This window comes from Leuconostoc carnosum, from assembly GCF_007954525.1.
GTDB classification, from domain to species: domain Bacteria; phylum Bacillota; class Bacilli; order Lactobacillales; family Lactobacillaceae; genus Leuconostoc; species Leuconostoc carnosum.
In genome coordinates, this window is the sequence record NZ_CP042374.1 from 233,765 (window position 1) to 257,785 (window position 24,021).

Here is a 24,021-nt window from a genome sequence, read left to right on the forward strand (position 1 = left end):
TGTTTGTCCGTTATTTTTATATATTTTTTTGCAGGTGTGTATAATGATGATTTTCAAGTGTTAAGGCGCCAACAGCACTAAAACCTAAAGATTCATATAGTTTACGTGCTCTCGGATTAACATTATCAACATTGAGTCCTAAAACTTTTTGCCCATCCCGCTTAGCTTTGGCTTCAACATATTTTAACAACTGTGTGCCAATACCCTGTCCACGGGCTGCGCTAGTCACAACGATAGAATCAATATACCATTCATTAGAAAAAGCTTCAGCATCTTCAAACATCCAGCGATGGTAGCTAAACTTATCGGCTAAAATTGATTGAAAAGCATGATCTACCTGTTCTTCTTCACTGTCTGGGAAGCCAAACAATACACCTAAAACTTCGTTATCATCTGATTTTGCAACTACAGCACGACTAAAATGGTAACGACTTTTTTCAGATTTAGCTACTGCTAAAGCCATAGCTTGCTGTACATCTTCAACAGATAACTCATCATAAATCGGTAACGCCATATCATCAAAAATTGTTTGTTCTAACTGTAGGATGGCCGATTGATCAGCCTGAACTGCTGATTCGATTCTCATTATTTTTCCTCCTGTGGCTCAAGCATTGTCAAGCCAATACGTTGTCTCTTTTCATCAATGTCAACTACCCACACATTCACGATATCACCTACTGCAACTATTTCAGAAGGTGACTTAATTCGACGTCTTGCTAAACGTGAAATGTGCACTAGTCCATCATGTTTGACGCCCAAATCAACAAATGCACCAAAGTCAACAACGTTTCGAACTGTTCCCTGTAATTTCATACCTGCTTTTAAATCTTCAATATGCAATACATCTGATTTCAACAAAGCGCCTACCATATCTGAGCGTCCATCACGGCCAGGTTTTTGTAAACTAGTAATCATATCATGTAATGTTTGTCTACCAGTACCTATCTTATCAGCGATTACTTGATTATCTAAGGCACGCAATGCTTGGTTAGCAGTTTCTGTTGCAAGTTTGCTGGCTACAATATCAGCTATTGCTAACAACTTTTTAGCAGCTGAGTAACTTTCAGGATGAATGTCTGTATTATCTAAAATATTTTTACCATCCAAAATACGTAGAAAACCTGCAGCTTGTTCATAGGCTTTAGGCCCTAAGCGGGGTACTTTTTTCAGTTGTGCACGTGAACTAAATTCACCTACTGTGTTTCGATAGTCAACAATATTTTGTGCTAAGGTTTTATTCAACCCAGCAATGTGCGTTAACAAAGCCGGACTGGCTGTATTTAAATTAACACCTACTTGGTTAACTGCTGTTTCAACAACATGATCAACCTGTTGATCTAATGCTTTAGCATTCAAATCATGTTGGTATTGACCTACACCAACTGACTTAGGATCAATTTTAATCAACTCCGCCAAAGGATCTTGAATACGTCGCCCAATTGAAATTGCAGAGCGCTCCTCAACATGTAAATTTGGAAATTCTTCGCGTGCTTCATCTGATGCAGAATATACCGATGCCCCGGCTTCGTTCACAATACTGTATGACACACCTTGTGATAGGTTTTTTGCCACAAATTCTTCTGATTCACGTGAAGCTGTACCATTACCTATAGCAACCAGTTGTACATGATACTCTGCAACCAACGCTTTAAAAATATCAGCTGCTTCTGCACGTTGTTGCGCATTAGCAGGCTTATGTGGGTAAATCACTTGTTTCTTTAAAAATTTACCCTGTGCATCAATAATTGCTAACTTTGATCCCGTACGAAATCCTGGATCAAATCCCATCACAATTTTACCTTTGAGTGGTGCTTGCATCAACAAATGGTATAAATTATCACCAAACACTCGAATAGCTTGTTCTTGTGCTTGTGTTGTTAAATCTTGTCTGAGTTCACGTTCAACCGCTGGTTGTATAAAACGCTTGTATGCGTCTTCGATAGCGCTACGCAACACTTGGTATCCGTCACCGGTAGTTAATTGTCCTTTAGACGCTTTTGTTTGAATAAAATGAATCATTCGTGCGGAAGCAAAGTCGATTCTAACTGATAATCCACCATCTTTTTCACCACGATTAACAGCTAAAATACGGAATTTATTATTTAACAAAGACTTGATTGATTCGCTATAATCGTAGTATCCAGCGTAAACTTCTTGCTCATCCTTGTCTTTACCACCACGTTTCAGGCTGGACACAAGTACGCCATCTAACGCCATTCGTGTACGTAACCATTGACGATATGCAGCATTTTCACCAATTTGCTCTGCAAGAATTTCGTGCAATCCAGCCAAAACATCCTCTTTTGTGGGTAGTGCTTCATTCACATAGTCAGCTATTGGTATTTTAGCATTGAGATTTGCCATAACAAAATCAGCTAATGGTTGTAGCCCTTGTTCGCGAGCAATCATGGCTTTCGTACGACGCTTTTGCTTGTACGGTAAGTAAAGATCTTCTACAACTGGCAAACTAGCTGCTGACATGATGTGCTGTTGTATTTCTGGTGTTAATTTATCCTGATCATGAATTGCCTTTATGACCGTATTTTTACGATCAGCTAGTTCTTGAGATTTTTTAGCCGTCAGTTGAATATCACGAATCTGTACTTCGTCAAGTTCGCCAGTCATCTCTTTACGGTAACGTGAAATAAAGGGTACTGTAGACCCATCATTGATCAAGGTTAGCGTTGCATCTACTTGTTTCAAACCAATATTAAGCGCTTGCGATACCTGCTTAGCAATTTCAATTTGTGTTGGCTCATTTAAAACTAAATTTGTCATGTGTAATCAATATTTCTCCAATGTATTTAAACCTATTATACCACCTAAACTAAAAACGCCACCTACTCCGAAGAATAGGTGGCGGGTAGGTAGATAGATTCTACCCAGTTGGTCCTCATTAGTATACCTGAAAAAATTATACAAAGCAACTCTTTTTTATAAAGCTCTGGACAAATGTATCAAATTATTACTTGGCCTGTTCTCGCGCCAGTCGCCAAATTGGATATGCGACCCCACTATTGACAATATAATAAATATATTTACCAATATTTGCAAAATTACCCTGAGTTATTGCTTTTGCTAGTTGAACAATATTATAAAATATCCAAAAGAACCATTGATCTTCAATTTTAAAAATATTAAGCATATTTGGTATGAGTGATAGCGTAAACACTGCACTCGCTAACCAAAATAACGGACTCGTATTCCTAAATGCAAGGTAATTGAGTCCTAGACTCAGTATAACCGCGCCACCAATCATCACTGGTAGCCATTTTTTAAAATCTAACGCACGATTAACACGCCCTTCACCGTAATGTTGCCATCCTTTAACAGAAGCTGCGTTAATCAGAAAAGAAACAGGGTAAGTCAACACAGCACCACTGTTACCAAGTATAAAATCAATAGCACCTGATATGACAGTATTGATAGTCCCGATAATATTACCAAATTTATTCAGACGTGCAGTTAATCGCGTTGATAAAATCGATAAACTAGATGATACGACTGAAATTATGCCAAATGGTATATATTTTGCCCAAGACACACCTGAAAATCGTATTGTGCTACCTAAACTATCAAACAAATAACCTGATGTATAGGCGGCTATCATCACCAACAAAACCCCAACTAAATCGAACACCCAAGATTGGTTCAATTTTTTTAAAATCATCAGCATGATCTCATGCCCTCCGTTTGTTTTTTATGAGCCGGTCTTCCGGGAACGCTCGCATGCAATGCGCTTATCAACACTACAATTTATATTCTATCAAATAAACTTACCTCATTTTGATTTAATATAAAAAAGATATTGAATTTTAAGTTATCCAATATCTTTTTAATCTTTAAACAATTAGCGAGTTATAGCTACAAACTGTTTAATTATAGCCGCCCCCTCAGGCGTACCAATGGATTCTGGGTGAAACTGTAATCCAAAAATTGGTAACGTGTCATGTTGCATCGCCATGATTTGATGGTCATCTGCTGCAATACCGGTGATTTTAAAATGTTTAGGAACATTGTTTTTGTCAATAATTAATGAATGATAACGCATGACATCAATGCTTGCTGCTGTCCATAATTGAGAAGCTTTAGCCGTTAACATCTGTGATACTTTACCATGTTTAACTTCTGATGCATGAATTATTTTCCCGCCAAAGACCTCGCCTATTGCTTGATGTCCCAAACAGATACCTAACATCGGTTTACTTTTTGCATAATGTCTCACCATATTTTCCATTTCACCTGCTTTATCAGGTGTTCCGGGACCTGGCGAAAAAATAATACCAGCAGCTTGATCAGCAACTTCATATAATCGCTTATCATCATGTCTTAAAACAACTAAATCGGTGATTTGCCCGATGATTTGCGCTAAATTGTAAGTGAATGAATCGTAGTTATCAACTAATAAAATCATCATACATCCCCCATGTTTAATAAAGCAGCCGCTTTATTAAATGTTTCTTGATATTCATTTTCTGGTATCGAATCATAAACTATTCCTGCACCTGCTTGAACATAGCCCTGCTTATTTTTGACGATCATCGTACGGATAGCAATCGCAAAATCCATTTGATTATCTCGCGATAAGTACCCAATCGCTCCTGCATAGACACCACGTTTAACTGGTTCCATCTCATAAATACGCTGTAAAGCACGCACTTTCGGTGCACCACTCACTGTTCCTGCAGGTAGTGTCGCTTTTAATGCTGCAATAGCCGGTGTATTTGGTCGTAATTTTCCTTGTACTTCTGATACTAAGTGCATAACATAGCGATATCTTTCAACCGCTAGCAATTTAGTGACTTTAACGCTACCATATTCAGATACTTTTCCGATATCATTACGTCCAAGGTCCACTAACATTTTGTGTTCGGCTAATTCTTTTTCGTCATGTGCAAGATCATTTTCATTTTTTAAATCTAATGCTGAATTGGTGCCACGTTTTCGAGTCCCAGCAATTGGGTTTGTTGTCACGATGTCACCGCGGACAGTTACTAGACTCTCTGGGGATGAGCCGACTACCTGTGCCTCGCCAAAATCCATGTAATACATGTAAGGTGACGGATTGGTACGACGTAGTTGACGATAAAAATCAAAGGGATCATCGTTAAAATCAAAATTAAAACGTTGTGATGGCACCATTTGAAACATATCACCGTCTGTAATCAATTGCTTCGTACGATCAACAATCGCTGTAAACTGTGCTTGCGTTAAATTAGATTTAGGTTCAATATGCTGCAATTTTACATGTGCTAATTCAGCATCGACTTGCTGGTGTAATCGTCCTTCTATTTCTGCTAATCTGCGATGTAACTGTACTTCATCACATTGAGAATAGACATTGTTTGCCACCATGGTTATTATTTCTTTTTGATGGTCAAATACAATAAATGTTTCGTACAAAAACATATGAATATCTGGCATATCTAAATTATCTTTTGGTATTTTACCTAACATTTCATAGGTGGCTATGGTATCAAAACCAACATACCCAATTGCCCCCCCATGAAATGGCAGGTCATCACCAATTGATGCTTCATTAACTACTAAATCGTTCAGTGCCTGCAAAGGATCTTGGTTAGCTTGCACTTGGCCATCAATAACGATTTTTGTCCCGGTTGCTTGAAACTCATGTTCAGGATTCAAGGCAATAATTGAATAACGCGCTTTCTCATTCATGTCAGGCACTGACTCTAGTAGAAAGGTATGCTTCCCTCTCAGACGTAAGTAGGCGCTGATCACACTAATCGTATCTGAATTAATTATTTTAGTATATTGCATGCTTTTATTCAAAATGTATGTTGATTTCAACATACATTTTTCCTCCACTCTTATAGTTACTCGCCTAAATTGACAAATATTGTCACCTTCAGTTCATTGGTGGATATCAAGTATTTTTCATTCTTTTCACAAAATCAAATAATGGCTGCTCAGCATCATAAGGATGTTGTTCAATGATTTTAACGATTGCTGAACCAACAATTACCGCTTCGCTGTCATGAAATTGTGCAACTTGCTCTGGCTGACTAATGCCAAAGCCCACCGCTGTTGGGATATCAGTGTAACGCCTAATTTGTCTAATTACCTCACTAGCTGCTGTCGTAATTTTATGACGCGCCCCTGTAATACCAAGAGAACTCACTACATAAATAAATCCTGACGCCCGTTTCACAATATCGGGGATACGTTCACCAGATTTGAGTGTCACTAATTGAATAAATGAACGGTCATATTTTTCCGCTAGCGTCACAAATTCTGACTGTTCTTCAAGTGGCATGTCTGGCATAATAATACCTTGAACATCCAATGCCTGCATTTTCGTTAAGAAAGCCTCGTAGCCATATTTATACACAGGATTAGTGTAGGTCAGAAAAGCAAGTGGGACTTGTGTCCGTTGACGAACCGCTTCAACTAATGAAAATATTTTTTCAGTAGTTGAGCCAGATTGAGCAGCCCGCAGATCAGCCTGCATAATAGTTGGTCCATCAGCTGATGGATCAGAAAAAGCAATTCCTATTTCTACAACATCAGCCCCAGCTTCTGCTAAAGTCACAATATAATCCACACTTTTATTAAAATCAGGATCACCAGCTACAGTAAATCCTATGAATCCCTTCCCTGATTTTAAAACATCTTCTATTCTTTTTACTGTCATTTTTTCTCCAACAATGTCTAAATATATTTCTAACAAAGCCTCTCTAGCTCACAACGCCATATTCACACATTCTTATGTGCAATCTGTACCAGCGTACGCATCTTATCTAAATTTTTAATGCCATTGGTTTCATCACCACTTGATATATCAACGACATCAGGATGAGTTTGATCAATGATTGCCTGTAAATTAGCTGGTGTTAAGCCACCAGCTAGGATTAATGGTTGTTGACGAAAAGACTTTGGTGGTACCATTCGCCAATCAAATACTTTTCCTGATCCGGCACTCTCATCTAACAATAAATAATTAGCAGATGTTGGTAATAACACTTGCTCTGGTGTTCTAACTTTGATAACAGGAATATCTTTTTTCTGAAGCAACTCAACATCCAATTCTGACTCATCGCCGTGGAGCTGGACACCTTGAATCATATCTGTTTCAAAAATGCTTAATATATCATCAATATTCTGATTCTTAAATACCCCAAACAATGGGATATTGCTATCCAATCTTGCACGTATCGCTAGAGCTGCCTGAATATTGACAGTTCGTCGCTGGTTTGGAACAAAAATCATGCCAGCCATATCTGGTTGAACAAGATTTAATAAATCAGCATCTTCTGCTCGAAAGTTACCACAAAGTTTGATTTTCGTCATACTCATTCTCTCCTTTATCCTTGAAATAATGACCTAATTTTTGCAATTTTGTCGTTGGCTCTCATAAAGGTTTCGCCGACTAAAATACCATTCACATGTACTAATTCTAATTGCTCAACATCATGACGTGTTTTAATACCTGATTCAGCTATAAATAAAACATCTTTTGGTACCAATGCTCGCAAACGTTGTGTATGGTTAAAATCAACTGTGAAATCTTTCAAATTACGATTATTAACACCAATGATTTTGGCATGTGCGGCAATTGCTCGTGCAATTTCGTTTTCATTATGGGTTTCCACAATAACCGATAATCCTAATTTATCAGCCAGATCTAAATACGCTCTTAATTGATCATCATCTAGAATAGCTACAATCAATAATATAACTGATGCACCTGCCATCTTTGCTTCATAAATCATATATTCGTCAATAGTGAAATCTTTGCGGAGAACAGGTGTTGCGACAGACTGAGAGACAGATGTTAAGATAGCAAGAGATCCTTTGAAATATGCTTCTTCTGTTAATACACTAATCAGGTCCACTTGAGCTGCTTCATAATCTTTAGCAATCGATATGTAATCAAAGTTCGATGCTGGAATGATTTGCCCTTTTGATGGGGATGCTTGTTTAATTTCAGCAATAACAGACATATGTGGTGCTCTAAGCGCTTGCTCAAAAGGAAATACGCGAATAATGTTGAGTTTATCAACTTGTAATTTTAAGGCTTCTAATGGTATTAATTGCTGTCGTTTTCGCATGTTGCGTCTTGTTGTTGCTACTAATTCGTCCAAAATCATATAAATACCGCCTGCGTCACTTTTTGCATTTTAATGAGTTGTTGGTAGGCTAAACCACTTTCCAATACCTCACGTGCTAACGCAATGTTCTCTGATAATGTTTCTCGTATGCCAGCAGTATATAAGGCCACTCCAGCATTTACAATAACAATATCTTTCTTAGCTCCTTGTATTTCCCTGCGTAGAATACGCTGCGTAATAATTGCGTTCTCAGCTGGACTACCGCCTTGCAATTCACTAGCAGTCACATACTGAAATCCATAATCATACGGATCAAATATTGTCTCTGTGATATTACCATTATGAAGTCTAACCATATCAGTTTTGGTTGTCATAGTGACTTCATCTAAACCATCTTGACCGTGAATCAGAATAGCTTCACTCACACCTAATTCAGATAAAACATGAGCCAGTGGTACTAGTAAATGTTTTGAATAAACACCTAGTAACATTTTACGTGGTCTTGTAGGGTTCGTCAGAGGACCAAGAATATTAAACACCGTACGCACACCCAGAGCCTTTCGAATCGGACCAACAATTTTCATCGATGGGTGAAAAGATTGCGCAAACAGAAAAGTTTGCCCCACTTGATTTAAAACAGCTGTTGCTTGTTTTGGCGTTAAACTGATTTTAATATCCAAGTTCTCCAATACATCTGCCGTACCAGATTTTGAACTGGCTGCACGATTACCATGCTTAGCTACCGGAACACCTGCAGCTGCCACAATAAAACTTGATGTGGTTGAAATGTTAAATGTATGAGCAAAATCACCGCCAGTGCCTACAATGTCCATTGCATCAAACTCTGGCGCAATTTTAACCGCGTGACTTATCATCGCTTTAGCTGAACCAACAATTTCAGGAATTGACTCATTTTTTACCGACAATCCCATCAAATACGCAGCAATTTCATAATTAGAAACATGACCATCCATCACGTCATTCATTACGCTTTCCGCCGTTTCTGCGGATAAATCTCGACGCAATGATAATAATTTGAGTGCTTCACTTATATTACTCATCAATATTAACTCCTTTATATCGAGCAATAGCAGCTACATCTTTGTCACCGCGACCGCTGAGATTAACCATAATTTGTTGATCTGGTCTCATTGTTGGGGCAAGTTTCATAGCATAAGCAACAGCATGTGTACTTTCAATTGCTGCTATGATCCCTTCGGTGCGTGCAATATATTCAAATGCAGTTACTGCTTCATCATCTGTAATTGGCACATATTGTGCACGTTGACTGTCTGCCAAATAGGCATGTTCTGGACCGATACCAGGGTAATCTAAACCAGCTGAGATGCTATACACAGCATCAATTTGCCCATCATTTGATTGTAAAAATTTTGATTTCATACCGTGAAAAATACCGTCAGAACCATTAGCGATTGTAGCCGCTGTTTCCCTAGTATGAATTCCTTTCCCAGCTGCTTCAACACCAATTAGTGTGACATCTGGATCATCAATAAATTTTGCGAAAGCACCAATGGCATTAGAACCACCACCGACTGCAGCAATCACAGCATCCGGCAATTTGCCAGTCTGATCTAAAAATTGTTGACGCGCTTCTTCACTAATCACTGATTGGAAATACTTAACCATTTCAGGAAAAGGATATGGTCCAACTGCTGACCCAAGTACATAAAATGTATCATCAATTCGCTTCGTCCAGTCTTGAAATGTTGCGTTAACAGCATCTTTTAATACCTGTGTTCCAGTTTCTACGGCATGTACTTTAGCACCAAGTAACTTCATACGATAAACATTTAAAGCTTGTCTATCCGTATCTTCTTTACCCATAAATATTTCAGCATCCATGCCAAACAATGCAGCAGCAGTAGCTGTCGCAACACCATGTTGCCCAGCACCAGTTTCAGCTATTAAACGCGTTTTTCCCATTTTTTTAGCAATCAAAGCTTGACCCAAAACATTGTTAATTTTATGAGCGCCCGTGTGATTCAAATCTTCACGTTTAAAATAGATTTGTGCACCACCAAGATCATCGGACATACACTTAGCATGATAAAGTAATGATGGGCGGTTGGCGTAATTATCAAAAAGATCTTGTAATTCTGCTTTAAATTGCGGATCATTTTTATAATGATTAAATGCATCAGCAACAGCTTCCACTGCAGGCATTAACAATTCAGGAATGAATTGACCACCATATTGCCCGTAATAACCGCGTTTGTTGTGTATCGATAAGTTGTTCGCCATCAGATTCTCCTTTTAAGAACACGTAATCAAAGCAAATAAAAAACCGTCCTGAAAATATTTGCTCATCACAATATTTTCAGGACGGTTTCCCGCGGTGCCACCTGATTTCGATATACTAAGTACACAAAAAGACTTGGTATATCGCCCTCCACAACTTGCTAACACAAATCTGACAACTCACGTATGCCTCACGTTCTCGCCTACTCGCAATAAATGCTTTCAACGGACCCTCGATGGTCCATTTGCCAACCTGCGTTCGACCTAGCTCTCAGTACCCTAGGTTCCCTGTACGCGCACAATTGGTTTGATCTCCATCTCATCGGTTTATTTGGACGATTAAATTGTTATTAATTATATTAAAACTAAATTAGCATTATGTCAATACTTTATCTTAAAATACCTTTATTTAGATAAATAAAATCTAATATTATTCTCACATAAGTAGATTTAGAAGAATTGCATACTATAAGTACCATTAAAAGTATCGCCTGCAGCCAAAACATTGACACCAAACTTCTCTTTAAAATTACCAGTTGAATCAACAGTATCAGCAATTCCCCACCAAGGCTCAAGTGCAATAAAAGGCGCTTCTTTTCCAGCTGGTGTCCAAATGCCTAAGAATTGTGCATTATCGACCGTCAAACGTAAACCATGTTGATTTGCTAACCGAGCTAACAAGAATGATGTTTTTTGTCGTTGTAATCTTAAAATAATCGCATCATCATGGTAATCTTCTTGCTTGAGACGTAGCGGAATACTGGCATTAAAGTCAGTTGGTGTATTCGGATTAGAATACGGTCCTGTTAACCGTACTCGCTCATACAATTTTTCCGGTTCAATTGATACATAGTAATCCGAGAATTTTCCACCATCTAGTGGCAAGTTAAATGCCGGATGTCCACCTACACTAAAGAATAGTGACTCTTCTGTATCTGTATTTGTAACGATGTAAGCAATTTTAAGTTCGTTATCATCTGTTAAATCATATTGAATATCAAATCGGAAACTAAATGGATAGATACGCTTTGTCGAGTCAGTATCGTGAATACGAAAAAGAGCGTGATTGTCACTGTGTTCAATCACATCAAAAAGTGTATTCCGAGCAAATCCATGTTGGTTCATGAAGTATGTTTCTCCATCAACCTTAAATTGATCACCACGTAAACGGCCGACAATTGGGAACAAATTAGAGGCATGACGCCCCCAATATTTGGGATCGCCAACCCAAATATATTCTAGTTCTGCTTTTTTGTGCCAAACACTAGTCAGTTCAGCACCTTCTTCGTTGATCTGAATTTTTAAATCATCATTTTCAAGTATAATCATAATATCTATATTCTACCAAATTTTTAACTAAAATGTTACTACTGTTAAACCTTTATTACTATTTTTTTGCACGTGGAAAAAAAGAACGGTAATTTTTCTGTAAACTTTCTCGCGTAACATGTGTATACATCTGTGTTGTTGATAAATTAACATGTCCTAGAAGCTCTTGAACTGTACGCATATCAGCGCCGTGGTTGAGTAAATGCGTAGCAAAAGTATGTCGTAACATGTGAGGATGAATTTTTCCAGTTAATGTTGACCGTTTCATTAACTCATTTAAAATGTATGTAATCCCCGCAGCTGTTATCGGCTCTCCTCTATGATTCACAAAAACGACATCATGCACTTTCTTAGCTGTTAATTCTGGTCGTAATGTGGTTAAATACTCACGCATAGACTGTGCAGCAAAGTGACCAAAAGGTACGTATCTGTCCTTATTACCTTTACCATGAATCAAAACAAGTCGTTGATCGAAGTCTAATTGAGATATCTTTAAGGTGGCAATCTCAGTCACACGGGCACCTGTGGCATATAAGAATTCTAATAAAGCCGCATTTCGTTGCCACAGCGCATCATCAGGTTGATATGCCACATCAAAAAGTGCCGTCATTTCTGTCTCATAAAAGAATTCTGGTAAATGATTTTGATGCTTGCGCAGCGCAACATTTTCAAATGGATTATCACCTACAAATTGATTTGTCACCATAAATTGATAAAACATCCGCAGACTGCTAATTTTTCGAGAAATGGTTGTGCGTGCTAACACGCGATTATACAGATCATTTAAGTAAACGCGAACATCTAAAGACTGAACATCATTAAAGGTTGTAAATCCACCATTGTTCTCTAAAAAAACTAGAAACTCTTCAATGTCTGTTAAGTATGCCTTTACAGTTTGTGGTGAGTACTGTCTTTCCGAAACCAGATAATCATGATATAGTTGTTGTTCTCTTGTTAACATAACTTTATTATACGCGCGACCACTCGAAATATAAATATTAAGAACACTTTAATTTCCTTATAATCCCGCAAACATCCACATTAACACAAGTTTTTTTTATATTATTATATTAGGAGTAACTATATTACAATATTTCAAAATAAATAGCACATAGGAGACCTCTTATGAAGATACCTGTACAGACACCAATCGAACGACTTTACGATAGCTTTTTATCATTACAACATGCCGTGTTGGTTAATATTGCTGACTTTCGACAAAACATCTTATCTAACCGCGATCAATATCACGAGTCAGCCGCACCAACACAACAAGTAAAAACACGTGATATCGCACTTGTACCCTATGAATCATCCGCTAAATCAGTTGATTCTGAAAGTTTTGCGTATGCTGTCAACGCATCGATTTCTGAAGGAAATGATGATAGCCATACAGTTTCCAGTCGGTTAAAGTCAATAACACAATCTTTTTTTCATCATCCTGCACGTGTATTAGCAGCCACCATTATCATTATTTTGTTAGGTTATATTATCATTATGACAATACAAGCTAACTCAAATAACAATCAACCTATTACAGCAGTGAAACAGCAAAAGTTACAATAATAAAAAAGCAAATTCATAATGAATTTGCTTTTTTATTGATTAATTTTTAAATGAATGAATTGGTGCTGGAATATGACCGCCACGATTGATAAAGTTAGCACTTGATTTTTCGACAACTTGCATCACAGGTGCTGTTCCTAGCAACCCGCCATAATCGACCATATCACCAACTTTTGTACCATTAGTTGGCAAAATACGAACAGCAGTTGTTTTATTATTTTGAACACCAATAGCTGCTTCATCAGCAATCATAGCAGAAATGGTTGTGGCTGCTGTATCTCCTGGAATGGCTATCATATCTAAGCCAACCGAACACACAGAAGTCATTGCCTCTAGTTTAGCCAGTGACAGAACCCCAGCCTTTACAGCATCAATCATACCAGCATCTTCTGAAACTGGAATAAAAGCACCAGATAAGCCACCAACACGCTGTGAGGCCATCACGCCACCCTTTTTAACAGCATCATTCAACAACATGAGGGCGGCCGTTGTACCATGAGTTCCGACCATCTCTAAGCCAATTTCTTCTAGAACTTCCGCAACAGAATCTCCACGTGCTGGTGTTGGTGCCAAACTGAGATCAACAATGCCAAACTCAACACCTAATCGCTCAGCAGCTAATGTGCCGACTACCTGACCGACTCTAGTAATTTTAAAGGCTGTTTTCTTAACTGTTTCTGCAACAACCTGAATGGGTTCTCCTTGAACCTTTTCAAGTGCGCGTTTAACTACCCCAGGGCCTGAAACACCAACATTTATCACAACGTCTGGTTCACTCACACCATGAAAAGCACCTGCCATAAAAGGATTGTCCTCAACAGCATTAGCAAAAACAACCATTTTAGCATTAGCCGTATCAGATTTATCCGTAATAGCTTTAATTGTTTCTCCCATAAGTTTGATAGCATCTAGATTAATGCCTGCTTTGGTTGACCCAATATTGATACTTGACATCACAAGATCTGTTTCAGTTAAGGCACGAGGAATCGATTTAATTAACGCTAAATCACCGTTCGCAAATCCTTTTTGAACAAGAGCAGAATAACCACCGATAAAGTCAACACCAACCGCCTTAGCTGCATCATCGAGCGCGTGAGCATAGTAAAGCATGTCGTCTGGAGATGCCTTTCCAGCAATGAGCGCAATAGGCGTTACACTAATCCGTTTATTTGTGACTGGAATACCAAATTCTCGTTCAATTTGCTGTGCAACTGATACTAATTTTTCTGCATAAGTCGTAATTTTAGTATAAATATTTTTAGCAGTCTCTTGTGGTGTGCCGGCAATAGTATCTAATAATGAAATACCCATTGTTACCGTACGAATATCTAAATGTTCTTCAGCAACCATATTAATAGTTTCTGTTATTTGATTTGTTTCCATGTTTACTCCTGATGTTTATTTATTAAAACACTAATAAGGAAATATAAAAAGGACTTTAGACACGACTCATCGCATCAAAAATTTCCTCACGTTGTGTGTGAATTGTTACACCAAGCTTGTCACCAACTGCATTCAAATCATCCTGCAAAGCATTGAACTCTTCATCTAGTTTTTCCAAATTCACTAGCATACTCATAGTAAAAATATCCGACATAATTGTCTGGGAAACATCTAAAATATTAATGTTATGAGTTGCTAAAGTTTGCGCTACACCAGCGATGATACCTGGTTGGTCTTTTCCTACTACGGTTACAACAGCTTTTGCCAAGATTTCTTCCTCTTTATAAGTTATTTGAAAATATGCAATATTTTTACAGTAACATTATTTTATCATACATATACTGTCTACATGTCATAAATATGACATTTTATGCATAAACACGCTCACCATTCTGCCATCCCAAAAATTGAAATTGTGTCACACCAGATACAGCTTCTGATTTAACATTAACATGTGAATCAAACAATTGTGAATTAAACACTGCTTCATACTCACTAACAGATAGTTTTTGGCGACCTTCAAGTAATTGTTTGACAGACTTTCTTGGCACATATTCAGTAAAATTTTCTTGTAAAGTGATAGAATACAGTTCAGCCTCTGCACCTGATCCATAACTAAAAATTGCTATTTTTTCACCAGATTGCAACTTATCTGAATAACTCAGCAGTGATAATAAACTGAGATATACTGATCCTGTATATATATTGCCTACTTGACGGCTCAATTGTTGACTCGCTTTTAACTTTTCCATTAAGTTAACTTGTTGTTCTGCAGTTGCTTGATCTAGCACCTCATCCAGCGCCTTCTTCCCCATCTTTGTATAGGGTAAATGAAAAGCAAAACCAGAAAAATCACTGATTGTTTGTTGCGTTTTGGTGCAATAGCGTTGCCATAATGTTAGAAACATTTCTTTGTAAATATCTGTTGATAAATGTCCATCAACTAGCGCCTGCGTCCGATCTAAAGGTCGCCAAAAATCAGCACGTTCAGCACTCATATAAACTGAATCTGTGTTTATAGATGCAATTTTTGGATTATCTGAGATAATCATTGCGATAGCCCCAGCACCTTGTGTGACCTCACCTGGTGTCGCTAAACCGTAACGCGCAATATCTGAAGCAATAACTAAAACTCGTCGTCCTGGATGTGCCGCCACATAGTCACGCGCCTGCATTAAGCCATAAGTCCCCGCATAGCAGGCTTGCTTGAGTTCAATTGTCCGTGTAAATTCTGATAAATTTAAAAGCCTCTGAATATAAATGGCACCAGATTTGGAATTATCAATACCTGATTCTGTGGCTAAAATAACACTATCAATTAATTGTCGATCAGTATCGTCAATAATTTTGGATGCTGCATTTGCCCCCATAGTAACAATATCTTCATAATTTGGAACAACTGATTGTTTATCTTGACCAATGCCAATAGTATATTTCTCAGGTTCATCGCCACGTACTTTTGCCAATTCGATTAAATCCAATACATATTTTGGTGTATAAAACGCTATTTTATCAATACCAATTGTCATATTTTAAATCCTCTAGTTGATATTATATCATGAAAAAAAGCGCCATTAGACGCCCTCATAAACCGGTTACAGATGGTTAGTATAATTCTTTGACTTTTTCTTGAATACTTTCAGTTGAAATAAATTCGTCATAAGTCGTATCTACACGATCAACTGCGCCTTTACCAGACACCTCAATGACATGATTAGCTGTCGTTGCTAAGAATTCATGATCGTGTGATGTTATGATAATACCACCCTTAAAGTTAACCACCGCGTCATTTAATGATTGAATTGATTCTAAATCTAAATGATTGGTTGGATCATCCATCAATAAAACATTAGCCTTCAACAACATCATTTTAGCTAATGTAATACGGACTTTTTCACCACCTGAGAGTACTTTTATTTCCTTGAGTGAATCATCACCGCGGAATAACATTTGTCCGAGCATGCCACGAAGACTTGTGTTGTCCTTTTGTTCTTCTTCGGCAAAATCTCTAAGCCAATCTAAAATAGTCAAATCCTGATTATCAAAATTATCATTCAAATCTTTGGCAATATAAGATTGTGACGTTGTCACTCCCCAAGTTACAGTACCTGTATCTGGCGTTAGAGTACCAGCAATAATTTGCATTAATGTCGTCGTCGCTAAATCAGATTGTGATAAAATAGCAATTTTGTCGCCCGGACGTCCAATAAACGAAATATTACTTAATACTTGCTCACCGTCAATTGTCTTGGAAATATTTTCAACACGTATCATATCATTTCCCATTTCTCGATTGATTGGGAAACTAATAAATGGATATTTACGTGACGAAGGTTTAATATCATCCAATGTGATCTTATCTAATTGCTTTTTACGCGCAGTTGCTTGCTTAGATTTTGAAGCATTAGCAGAAAAGCGTGCCACGAATTCTTGCAATTGTTTAATTTGCTCTTCTTTTTTAGCGTTTTGTTGTGACGCCAAACGTTGTGCTAATTCAGATGATTCACGCCAAAAATCATAATTTCCCACAAATGGTGTGATTTTACCAAAGTCCACATCCAAAATATTCGTTGACACTGCATTCAGAAAATGACGATCGTGGGATACAACAATCACTAAATTAGGAAAGTCAGCTAAAAAGTCTTCTAACCAATTAATTGTTTGCACATCAAGTCCGTTTGTTGGTTCATCTAAAATTAAAATATCAGGATTTCCAAATAATGCTTGGGCTAACAAAACCTTAACTTTATCATTTTCTGTCAGCTCACTCATCATGGTATACTGCATATCATCAGAAATACCTAGTTTATTTAAGAGTTGACCTGCTTCAACTTCGGCATTCCACCCATCTAGTTCTTCAAATTCTGCACCTAAATCTGCTACGCGCACACCATCTTCATCGTTAAAATCAAGTTTAGCATAAATAGCGTCCATTTCTGTTTTCACTTCATATAAACGCTTATGACCTTGGATAACCGTATCAAGAACTGTAAATCCATCAAAAGCAAAATGATCCTGCTGCAAAGATGACATTCTCTCACCGTCACCAATCGCGATAACGCCTTCTGTAGCTTGTAATTCACCTTGTAATAACTTTAAAAATGTTGATTTCCCGGCGCCATTAGCTCCGATAATACCATATGTATTACCAGGCGTGAGCTTTAAGTTCACGTCTTGATATAATTTAGGACCAGCAAAACTAAAACTCATATCTGATACTGTAATCACTATTTTCTCCTCCAATTTAAAACATATTCAATATTAATAAACATGATTTATGTAAAAATACCTTCTATAACTATACCAGAAAAAGCGCGAAACGTCGCGCTTTTTAACTACTACTAATCAAACGAGTAATATAAATTAAGCCTGTTAAGATTGAAAGCCACCATCAACAGGGACTGCATATTTTTCATCACCTGCTTCTGTCAACCCATGAAAACCGCCTTCAACTGGAATCATATTTTCATCTGGATCATCACGTGTATCTCCTAAAAATGTGAATAAACTAAGAACAATATACAGTAGACCAAAATAAAAACCATATTGGTGGGATACTAACCGTAACCAAAAAGTTGAAATCAAAGTAAAAAACACTGGCATTATTAGCAAGACTAGCGGAAATAAACCATTTTTACGCGTAATATAGCCAAGATACAACATGTATGAACTATTGACAACTAAATAAAGCCAGATAACTTTATTTAAACCACTAACATTGAGTAATTGAGCACCAAATGGTACCAAAACCCCCAACACTATTGCTACGAGCCATTGATTACCATAGTATTTTTTAAACTTTTTTTGCATGCGCGACCGCCCTTTGCACAATTTATGAGAATACTATAATCATAAAAAGTTATCCTAGTGACAAAGTATTTATTTTAATTATTATAAACTATTAATTTAATTCTCGCAAGACACTCATAGCACTCAATACATACAGTGGCGCAGTCTCAGCACGTAATATACGCGGACCTAACCCGGCTGGCTGATAGTCATATTTTTTAAGTGTGTCAATTTCAGTCATTGACAAACCACCTTCTGGTCCAAAAAGAACCGTCATAACTTCGCCATTTGGCACTTGGTTAACGGCCTGAACTAGTGTCGCCACTTCACCATCTCGTGCTGATTCTTCCCAAGCTACAAGCCCCTTTATTTTAGGTAGTGACAATATTTCTCGCCAAGATAAGAATGTAATTTCAGGAATTAATAACCTATGTGACTGTTCAGCAGCAGCTTGAGCAATTTTTTGTAAACGATTTTGTTTCTTTTCTTGCTGTTTATGCCAATTAGATACTGTACGTTCCATATCAGTAAACACAATCTTGTGGACGCCGAGCTCAGTTGCCTTTTGGACGAACCAATCAGAACGATCATTTTTTAAGGGGGACACGATTAATGTCACTTGAATTGGTAACTCAACTTGATTATTCAACTCAGAAACTACTTTAAGCGTTATTTTTTCTGAATCAATTGCCGTAACTTCCCCAATGACAACTTTTTGATTCTGACTGACAAATTCCGCCTGAGATCCAATGCGTGCCCTTAAAACTTTACCAAAATGTTTAAAAGCATCTTGTTCTGATGTTAAAACAATCTTGTGCCCAATTGTTTGTTGTAAAAAATAACGTTGCATAACTAATCTTCCCCGAATTGTGTGATATAGCTATGCCATTCGCCCATTTGTGAGGATTGAACAATTTGATAGCCATTTTTGAGTAACTCATCTTCTATATGTGGTGCAATAGCATCGTAGATACCAGATACTAGAAAATAACCACCTTTTTTCAATAGTGGTATCGTTTGCGGTATTAAGCGTTCAATGACATCTGCTAAAATATTAGCAACGATAATATCGACCGGTGTTGTCTCAATATCTGCTAATAAATCACTTGTTAAAACAGTTATATCACTAGCAACCGGATTCAAAGCCAAATTTTCTCTGGCGACTGATACAGACATGTCATCAATATCTGTTGCCAAAACTTGAGTCACGCCTAGTTGTTTAGCCGCAACAGCTAAAACCCCAGAACCAGTACCCACATCAATCATTGATTCTCCGCCGCGAACAACAGTTTCTAATGCTTGCATCATCAATTTTGTCGTTTCATGTGTTCCCGTACCAAAAGCAAGTTTAGGATCCATGATAATGGGCATTTCATCATCTTGCTGTGGTTTAAAGCTTTCCCATGATGGTACTACAGTCAAATGTCGCGTTATACGTTGCGCATGATAATATTGTTTCCAATTATTTTCCCAATCTGCCTGCGCCACACCACTAATCAATATTTCTGCTGGTGAAGGATCTACGTCAAATGATTTTAAATTGAATAAATCAGTTTTGATTCGTTTGATCGTTTTCGGTAAATTAGCGTCATCCTCATAATATGCGATAACTTTTATTTGATCACTATCATCAATTTGAACGCCTTCAGCACCAGCTGACATTAAAATATTTGAGACAGCTTCAATGGCATCATTTTGTGTTGTGATTGCTATAGATTGCCAGTTCATTGGATTGCCTCATATGTCACAACTACTTTCCCAGTCATATGATTCGCTTCAACATCTCGAGTTGCCTGTTGGATATTCTCAACTGTTAAACCATTATATGTTTTATTTAATGTTGATTGGATGACTCCTCTGTCAGCTAATTCACTCATCCTATTTAAAGCATCACCTTGTGTCTGCATCGAGACACCATAATTTCCCTTAGCAAACATAAATACCCAACTAAATTGCGCGCCAATATTTTTCAGAGGTGCAATATCAACCGCCTCCGTTGTATCAACAATTGATGCGATACGACCAAATGGCTTGATTGTTTGTAAAACAAGTGGCCAATAAGCATCTGTATTTTGTAATATGGCAATATGATCAACTTTATCATGCTGTATTTGAAGTAATTGTTCATGTAAGTTTTGATGATAATCTAAAATATAATCAGCCCCTAAATTTTTCACCCAAGCCACTGACTCTGGACGCGATGCTGTCGTAATGACAACCATACCTAAATATTTTGCTAATTGAATTAATATTGAGCCAACACCACCTGCGCCATTTAAAATTAAAATACTTTTACCTTGTGCCGCATTTTCAGTGATGTCGTATCCAAAAGCATCGGTCAAAATTTCTGATGCCGTAATTGAAGTTAATGGCAGCGCCGCAATTTCCGCAGTCGTCAATGATTTTGGTGCTTGCCCAACTAATGCTTCATTGACTACTTGATATTCAGCGTTAGAACCGGGTTTGATTTGCACACCAGCGTAATAAACACAATCTCCAATCGCAAATTGAGTTACTTCTTCACCGGTTGCTATTACTTCACCAGTTGCATCAAAACCTAAAATACGAAATTCACCATCATTTTGATACGCTGCGCGCATTTTAGTATCAACCGGATTAATTGCGCTTGCTGAAACCTTAACTAACAATTCGTGAGCTTTTGGCTTTGGACGAGCAACACTTTTTTCAATAAAAACATTCGGAGCATCAATTAATAACGCATGTTCAATACCGATGGCACGCATTTTGCGGCTTGGGCGAAGCGACCATATTTTTTTTAATTTATCTAAAAAAGCCATAACTACTCCTTTATTCTGATAATCCTGTATTCAAAATTTGATTTAAGTTTGCTTTAGTTGCTTGATAACTTGGCGACCGCCACTGACTAGAATAAAGTAAGTTAAACTGACCTGACTTTTTATCAGCTGTTGGTACTTTGCCTTGTAAAACACGATCCCAATTATCAGATATCATGCCATATTCGACTAATTTAATTTGTGAAGATTTTAATTTTTTGAGTGATCCAACATCATGCTTTAAAATCTTGTCAACGTCATTTTGTACCTTTTTTTGTGCAGCTGGCAAATCAATTGGCGTCACAATATAATTAACCTTAGCATTATGGTACTTATCAAATGACACTTTTTGGATACTATAGTCACGATCGGTTTGCAATGTTTGCATATAATGATTAGCTAAATCAGACATTACCGTCTTTTTATCATAAGTTTTACCAGCAAAATTGACCTGATTAGCAACCGTTCGTGTCGTGCTTAGCGTATGCTGAATACTAGCAGATATTTCGCTCTTCCAAGCCGCGTTAGATAGCAACACAATTGACTGAGCATTTTTAGCACTTGTCTCTCCAGTCAAACCAAAATCCAATACAGTTCGAGCGTCTTTTTCAACCAACTTCTCACGTGTATTTTGACTCACACCATCATAATTAAAACCAATAATTGCCACGGCAAAACCAATCACAGTTAACATAATAAGCACTGAAACTATAGCCAATATTTTAGTATATCTGCTCATTTTATGTTTACTGGTGGACCAATTACGTTCCATACGAGAATGTGGTTTTTCACTAATTTCCTTTGGCATATTGTGCATCATCCTCCGTTTTCAACACTGCCATAAAGGCTTCTTGCGGCACATCTACAGTACCCACTGACTTCATACGCGCTTTACCACGCTTTTGTTTATCCAGTAATTTAGCACGTCGATCTGGATCACCTGTGTGAATTTTAGAAGTAACATCTTTACGATATGCCTTGATATTAGTACGTGCCAAAATTTTAGCACCAATTGCCGCTTGTACTGGAATTTCAAAGTTTTGACGTGGAATGATTTCTTTTAACTTCGATGTAATAATGCGGCCACGTTCAGCGGCAAAGTCACGATGCACAATAAAACTTAAGGCATCCACTTTTTCTGAATTAAGTAAAATATCAATTTTAACCAAATCTGATTGACGATAACCTGAAATGTCATAATCTAATGAAGCATAACCACGGGTACTAGACTTTAATTTATCGAAGAAATTAAAAATAATTTCTGACAAAGGTATTTTGTATTTCACATTCACACGTGTATCGTCTAAGTACTCCATAGTATCAAATTCACCACGCTTACGTTGTGCCAACTCCATAACCGCACCAACATAGTCATTAGGCACCATGATTTGTGCATCTACATATGGTTCTTCAATTGACTTTATTTTTGAAGATTCTGGTAACTCAGATGGATTTTCAATAGCTATAATTTCATCATCATTGGTGGTCACGCGATAAGTAACAGAAGGTGCAGTCGTTACCAAATCCAAATCAAATTCACGTTCTAAACGCTCTTGGATAACATCCATATGTAGCAAACCTAAGAAGCCAACGCGATAACCAAATCCCAATGCTTGTGAGGTTTCAGGTTCAAATGCCAGTGCGGCATCATTTAGTTGTAACTTCTCTAAAGCATCTCTTAAATCTGTGTATTTCGCATTATCAGATGGATATAAACCAGAATAAACCATTGGTGTCATTTGTTTATATCCTGATAATGGCTCGCTAGCAGGATTGTTAACCAAAGTAATCGTATCACCGGAATGCGTTGTATGAATATCTTTGATTGCAGCTGTCAAATAGCCAACATCCCCCGCCATTAAATAATCACGCTTTTGAGCTATTGGCGACATCACACCAACTTCATTCACTTCGTATTCTGCACCAGTATTCATCATGCGAATCTTGTCACCGGGTTTAACAATTCCTTCCCGTACACGCAAGTTAACAACCACGCCTCGATAGGCATCATAGGCGGAATCAAAAATCAATGCACGTAGCGGTGCTTCAATATCACCAGTTGGCGCTGGTAAATCTGTCACGATTCTTTCTAATAATTCTGGAATTCCAATATTTTTTTTAGCAGAAGCCAATATGGCTTCTGAGGCATCAATACCTATCACATCCTCAATTTCTGCACGAACTTTTTCAGGATCAGCTGCTGGTAAATCTATTTTATTAATTACTGGTAGTATTTCCAAGTTATTATCCAAAGCCAGATACACATTGGCTAAAGTTTGGGCCTCGACACCTTGCGCAGCATCAACAACCAAAATAGCACCTTCAGCAGCAGCTAAAGAGCGAGAAACTTCATAAGAAAAATCAACATGCCCTGGTGTATCAATTAAATGAAAAATGTACGTTTCACCATCTTTAGCATCATAATGTACTTCAACAGCATTTAATTTGATAGTAATACCACGCTCACGTTCCAGATCCATCGTATCAAGCAATTGGTTCTGCATATCACGTTCTGCTACGGTATGTGTTTGTTCCAAAATACGGTCCGCTATTGTTGATTTCCCATGATCAATGTGAGCTACAATGGAAAAATTACGGATATGTTTTTGGCGATCATTAAGTTGTTTTAAATTTAGGTCTGTCATATTTTTTAGCGCTAATCAGCGCGCACTTTCAATTAGTATTTCTATAATCTATTTTATCATGAAAGCGTATTAAAAAAGCGTGCCTTATACCAAAAATAAAAAAGCTTTCTAAAATACAAAGCT

Annotated in this window: 23 protein-coding genes; 1 reads left to right on the forward strand and 22 read right to left on the reverse strand. The window is 37.5% G+C overall.

Annotation, left to right across the window (positions count from 1 at the left end; all coding sequences use genetic code 11):
- Window positions 1-16: 16 nt before the first annotated feature.
- From FGL89_RS01085 to xerC, 12 genes are all read right to left on the reverse strand, one after another.
- Entirely contained in the window at window positions 17-586 is a 570-nt protein-coding gene (locus tag FGL89_RS01085) for a GNAT family N-acetyltransferase (RefSeq protein ID WP_014974255.1), read from the reverse strand.
- Complete coding sequence (locus tag FGL89_RS01090) at window positions 586-2,778, reverse strand: Tex family protein (RefSeq protein WP_014974254.1); 2,193 nt, start codon at window positions 2,776-2,778, stop codon at window positions 586-588. Before FGL89_RS01090 ends, FGL89_RS01085 begins: the two co-directional genes overlap by 1 nt.
- Window positions 2,779-2,965: 187 nt before the next feature.
- The gene (locus FGL89_RS01095; protein WP_014974253.1) at window positions 2,966-3,676 is read right to left on the reverse strand and encodes a nicotinamide mononucleotide transporter family protein; all 711 of its coding nucleotides are present in this window, start codon (window positions 3,674-3,676) and stop codon (window positions 2,966-2,968) included.
- Window positions 3,677-3,850: 174 nt separating this feature from the next.
- On the reverse strand, window positions 3,851-4,414 hold the full coding sequence (locus FGL89_RS01100; protein ID WP_014974252.1) for an anthranilate synthase component II: 564 nt from the start codon (window positions 4,412-4,414) through the stop codon (window positions 3,851-3,853).
- Window positions 4,414-5,781, reverse strand: a complete 1,368-nt coding sequence (trpE, locus tag FGL89_RS01105) for an anthranilate synthase component I (RefSeq protein WP_041773200.1) — start codon at window positions 5,779-5,781, stop codon at window positions 4,414-4,416. The genes FGL89_RS01100 and trpE overlap by 1 nt, the downstream gene beginning before the upstream one ends.
- Window positions 5,782-5,887: 106 nt before the next feature.
- The gene (trpA, locus tag FGL89_RS01110; RefSeq protein ID WP_014974250.1) at window positions 5,888-6,655 is read right to left on the reverse strand and encodes a tryptophan synthase subunit alpha; all 768 of its coding nucleotides are present in this window, start codon (window positions 6,653-6,655) and stop codon (window positions 5,888-5,890) included.
- A 62-nt stretch (window positions 6,656-6,717) separates the two neighbouring features.
- The gene (locus FGL89_RS01115; RefSeq protein WP_014974249.1) at window positions 6,718-7,311 is read right to left on the reverse strand and encodes a phosphoribosylanthranilate isomerase; all 594 of its coding nucleotides are present in this window, start codon (window positions 7,309-7,311) and stop codon (window positions 6,718-6,720) included.
- A 14-nt stretch (window positions 7,312-7,325) separates the two neighbouring features.
- On the reverse strand, window positions 7,326-8,111 hold the full coding sequence (gene trpC / locus FGL89_RS01120) for an indole-3-glycerol phosphate synthase TrpC (RefSeq protein WP_014974248.1): 786 nt from the start codon (window positions 8,109-8,111) through the stop codon (window positions 7,326-7,328).
- A complete protein-coding gene (trpD, locus tag FGL89_RS01125) occupies window positions 8,108-9,133 on the reverse strand; it encodes an anthranilate phosphoribosyltransferase (RefSeq protein ID WP_014974247.1) in 1,026 nt (341 codons plus the stop codon). Before trpD ends, trpC begins: the two co-directional genes overlap by 4 nt.
- Window positions 9,126-10,334: a tryptophan synthase subunit beta gene (gene trpB / locus FGL89_RS01130; RefSeq protein ID WP_014974246.1), complete on the reverse strand. Its 1,209-nt coding sequence runs from the start codon at window positions 10,332-10,334 to the stop codon at window positions 9,126-9,128. Before trpB ends, trpD begins: the two co-directional genes overlap by 8 nt.
- Window positions 10,335-10,781: 447 nt before the next feature.
- A complete protein-coding gene (locus FGL89_RS01135; RefSeq protein ID WP_014974245.1) occupies window positions 10,782-11,660 on the reverse strand; it encodes an aldose 1-epimerase family protein in 879 nt (292 codons plus the stop codon).
- 58 nt (window positions 11,661-11,718) lie between these two features.
- Entirely contained in the window at window positions 11,719-12,621 is a 903-nt protein-coding gene (gene xerC / locus FGL89_RS01140; protein ID WP_014974244.1) for a tyrosine recombinase XerC, read from the reverse strand.
- A gap of 164 nt (window positions 12,622-12,785) precedes the next feature.
- Between xerC and FGL89_RS01145 the strand changes: the two genes are divergently transcribed.
- Window positions 12,786-13,226, forward strand: a complete 441-nt coding sequence (locus FGL89_RS01145) for a hypothetical protein (RefSeq protein ID WP_014974243.1) — start codon at window positions 12,786-12,788, stop codon at window positions 13,224-13,226.
- A gap of 39 nt (window positions 13,227-13,265) precedes the next feature.
- Here FGL89_RS01145 and FGL89_RS01150 read toward each other — a convergent pair whose 3' ends face one another.
- From FGL89_RS01150 to lepA, 10 genes are all read right to left on the reverse strand, one after another.
- Window positions 13,266-14,609, reverse strand: a complete 1,344-nt coding sequence (locus FGL89_RS01150; protein ID WP_147000267.1) for a PFL family protein — start codon at window positions 14,607-14,609, stop codon at window positions 13,266-13,268.
- Between the two features lie 55 nt (window positions 14,610-14,664).
- Complete coding sequence (locus FGL89_RS01155) at window positions 14,665-14,937, reverse strand: ACT domain-containing protein (protein ID WP_014974241.1); 273 nt, start codon at window positions 14,935-14,937, stop codon at window positions 14,665-14,667.
- A gap of 100 nt (window positions 14,938-15,037) precedes the next feature.
- Window positions 15,038-16,198: a hydroxymethylglutaryl-CoA synthase gene (locus FGL89_RS01160; protein WP_014974240.1), complete on the reverse strand. Its 1,161-nt coding sequence runs from the start codon at window positions 16,196-16,198 to the stop codon at window positions 15,038-15,040.
- Between the two features lie 76 nt (window positions 16,199-16,274).
- Window positions 16,275-17,897, reverse strand: a complete 1,623-nt coding sequence (locus FGL89_RS01165) for an ABC-F family ATP-binding cassette domain-containing protein (protein ID WP_014974239.1) — start codon at window positions 17,895-17,897, stop codon at window positions 16,275-16,277.
- Window positions 17,898-18,041: 144 nt separating this feature from the next.
- The gene (locus FGL89_RS01170) at window positions 18,042-18,479 is read right to left on the reverse strand and encodes a hypothetical protein (protein WP_014974238.1); all 438 of its coding nucleotides are present in this window, start codon (window positions 18,477-18,479) and stop codon (window positions 18,042-18,044) included.
- Between the two features lie 91 nt (window positions 18,480-18,570).
- Complete coding sequence (locus tag FGL89_RS01175; protein WP_014974237.1) at window positions 18,571-19,308, reverse strand: RsmE family RNA methyltransferase; 738 nt, start codon at window positions 19,306-19,308, stop codon at window positions 18,571-18,573.
- A 2-nt stretch (window positions 19,309-19,310) separates the two neighbouring features.
- A complete protein-coding gene (gene prmA, locus FGL89_RS01180) occupies window positions 19,311-20,186 on the reverse strand; it encodes a 50S ribosomal protein L11 methyltransferase (protein WP_014974236.1) in 876 nt (291 codons plus the stop codon).
- Window positions 20,183-21,256, reverse strand: coding sequence for a zinc-binding alcohol dehydrogenase family protein (locus FGL89_RS01185; protein WP_014974235.1), 1,074 nt, complete (start codon window positions 21,254-21,256; stop codon window positions 20,183-20,185). Before FGL89_RS01185 ends, prmA begins: the two co-directional genes overlap by 4 nt.
- Window positions 21,257-21,266: 10 nt before the next feature.
- The gene (locus FGL89_RS01190; protein WP_014974234.1) at window positions 21,267-22,061 is read right to left on the reverse strand and encodes a hypothetical protein; all 795 of its coding nucleotides are present in this window, start codon (window positions 22,059-22,061) and stop codon (window positions 21,267-21,269) included.
- The gene (lepA, locus tag FGL89_RS01195) at window positions 22,045-23,898 is read right to left on the reverse strand and encodes a translation elongation factor 4 (RefSeq protein ID WP_014974233.1); all 1,854 of its coding nucleotides are present in this window, start codon (window positions 23,896-23,898) and stop codon (window positions 22,045-22,047) included. The genes FGL89_RS01190 and lepA overlap by 17 nt, the downstream gene beginning before the upstream one ends.
- Window positions 23,899-24,021 lie beyond the last annotated feature (123 nt).

Coding starts and splice junctions, on each gene's coding strand:
- FGL89_RS01085 (WP_014974255.1), bottom strand. CDS start 586: ATGAGAATCGAATCAGCAGTTCAGGCTGATCAATCGGCCATCCTACAG.
- FGL89_RS01090 (WP_014974254.1), bottom strand. CDS start 2,778: ATGACAAATTTAGTTTTAAATGAGCCAACACAAATTGAAATTGCTAAG.
- FGL89_RS01095 (WP_014974253.1), bottom strand. CDS start 3,676: ATGCTGATGATTTTAAAAAAATTGAACCAATCTTGGGTGTTCGATTTA.
- FGL89_RS01100 (WP_014974252.1), bottom strand. CDS start 4,414: ATGATTTTATTAGTTGATAACTACGATTCATTCACTTACAATTTAGCG.
- trpE (WP_041773200.1), bottom strand. CDS start 5,781: ATGCAATATACTAAAATAATTAATTCAGATACGATTAGTGTGATCAGC.
- trpA (WP_014974250.1), bottom strand. CDS start 6,655: ATGACAGTAAAAAGAATAGAAGATGTTTTAAAATCAGGGAAGGGATTC.
- FGL89_RS01115 (WP_014974249.1), bottom strand. CDS start 7,311: ATGACGAAAATCAAACTTTGTGGTAACTTTCGAGCAGAAGATGCTGAT.
- trpC (WP_014974248.1), bottom strand. CDS start 8,111: ATGATTTTGGACGAATTAGTAGCAACAACAAGACGCAACATGCGAAAA.
- trpD (WP_014974247.1), bottom strand. CDS start 9,133: ATGAGTAATATAAGTGAAGCACTCAAATTATTATCATTGCGTCGAGAT.
- trpB (WP_014974246.1), bottom strand. CDS start 10,334: ATGGCGAACAACTTATCGATACACAACAAACGCGGTTATTACGGGCAA.
- FGL89_RS01135 (WP_014974245.1), bottom strand. CDS start 11,660: ATGATTATACTTGAAAATGATGATTTAAAAATTCAGATCAACGAAGAA.
- xerC (WP_014974244.1), bottom strand. CDS start 12,621: ATGTTAACAAGAGAACAACAACTATATCATGATTATCTGGTTTCGGAA.
- FGL89_RS01145 (WP_014974243.1), top strand. CDS start 12,786: ATGAAGATACCTGTACAGACACCAATCGAACGACTTTACGATAGCTTT.
- FGL89_RS01150 (WP_147000267.1), bottom strand. CDS start 14,609: ATGGAAACAAATCAAATAACAGAAACTATTAATATGGTTGCTGAAGAA.
- FGL89_RS01160 (WP_014974240.1), bottom strand. CDS start 16,198: ATGACAATTGGTATTGATAAAATAGCGTTTTATACACCAAAATATGTA.
- FGL89_RS01170 (WP_014974238.1), bottom strand. CDS start 18,479: ATGCAAAAAAAGTTTAAAAAATACTATGGTAATCAATGGCTCGTAGCA.
- FGL89_RS01175 (WP_014974237.1), bottom strand. CDS start 19,308: ATGCAACGTTATTTTTTACAACAAACAATTGGGCACAAGATTGTTTTA.
- prmA (WP_014974236.1), bottom strand. CDS start 20,186: ATGAACTGGCAATCTATAGCAATCACAACACAAAATGATGCCATTGAA.
- FGL89_RS01185 (WP_014974235.1), bottom strand. CDS start 21,256: ATGGCTTTTTTAGATAAATTAAAAAAAATATGGTCGCTTCGCCCAAGC.
- FGL89_RS01190 (WP_014974234.1), bottom strand. CDS start 22,061: ATGCCAAAGGAAATTAGTGAAAAACCACATTCTCGTATGGAACGTAAT.
- lepA (WP_014974233.1), bottom strand. CDS start 23,898: ATGACAGACCTAAATTTAAAACAACTTAATGATCGCCAAAAACATATC.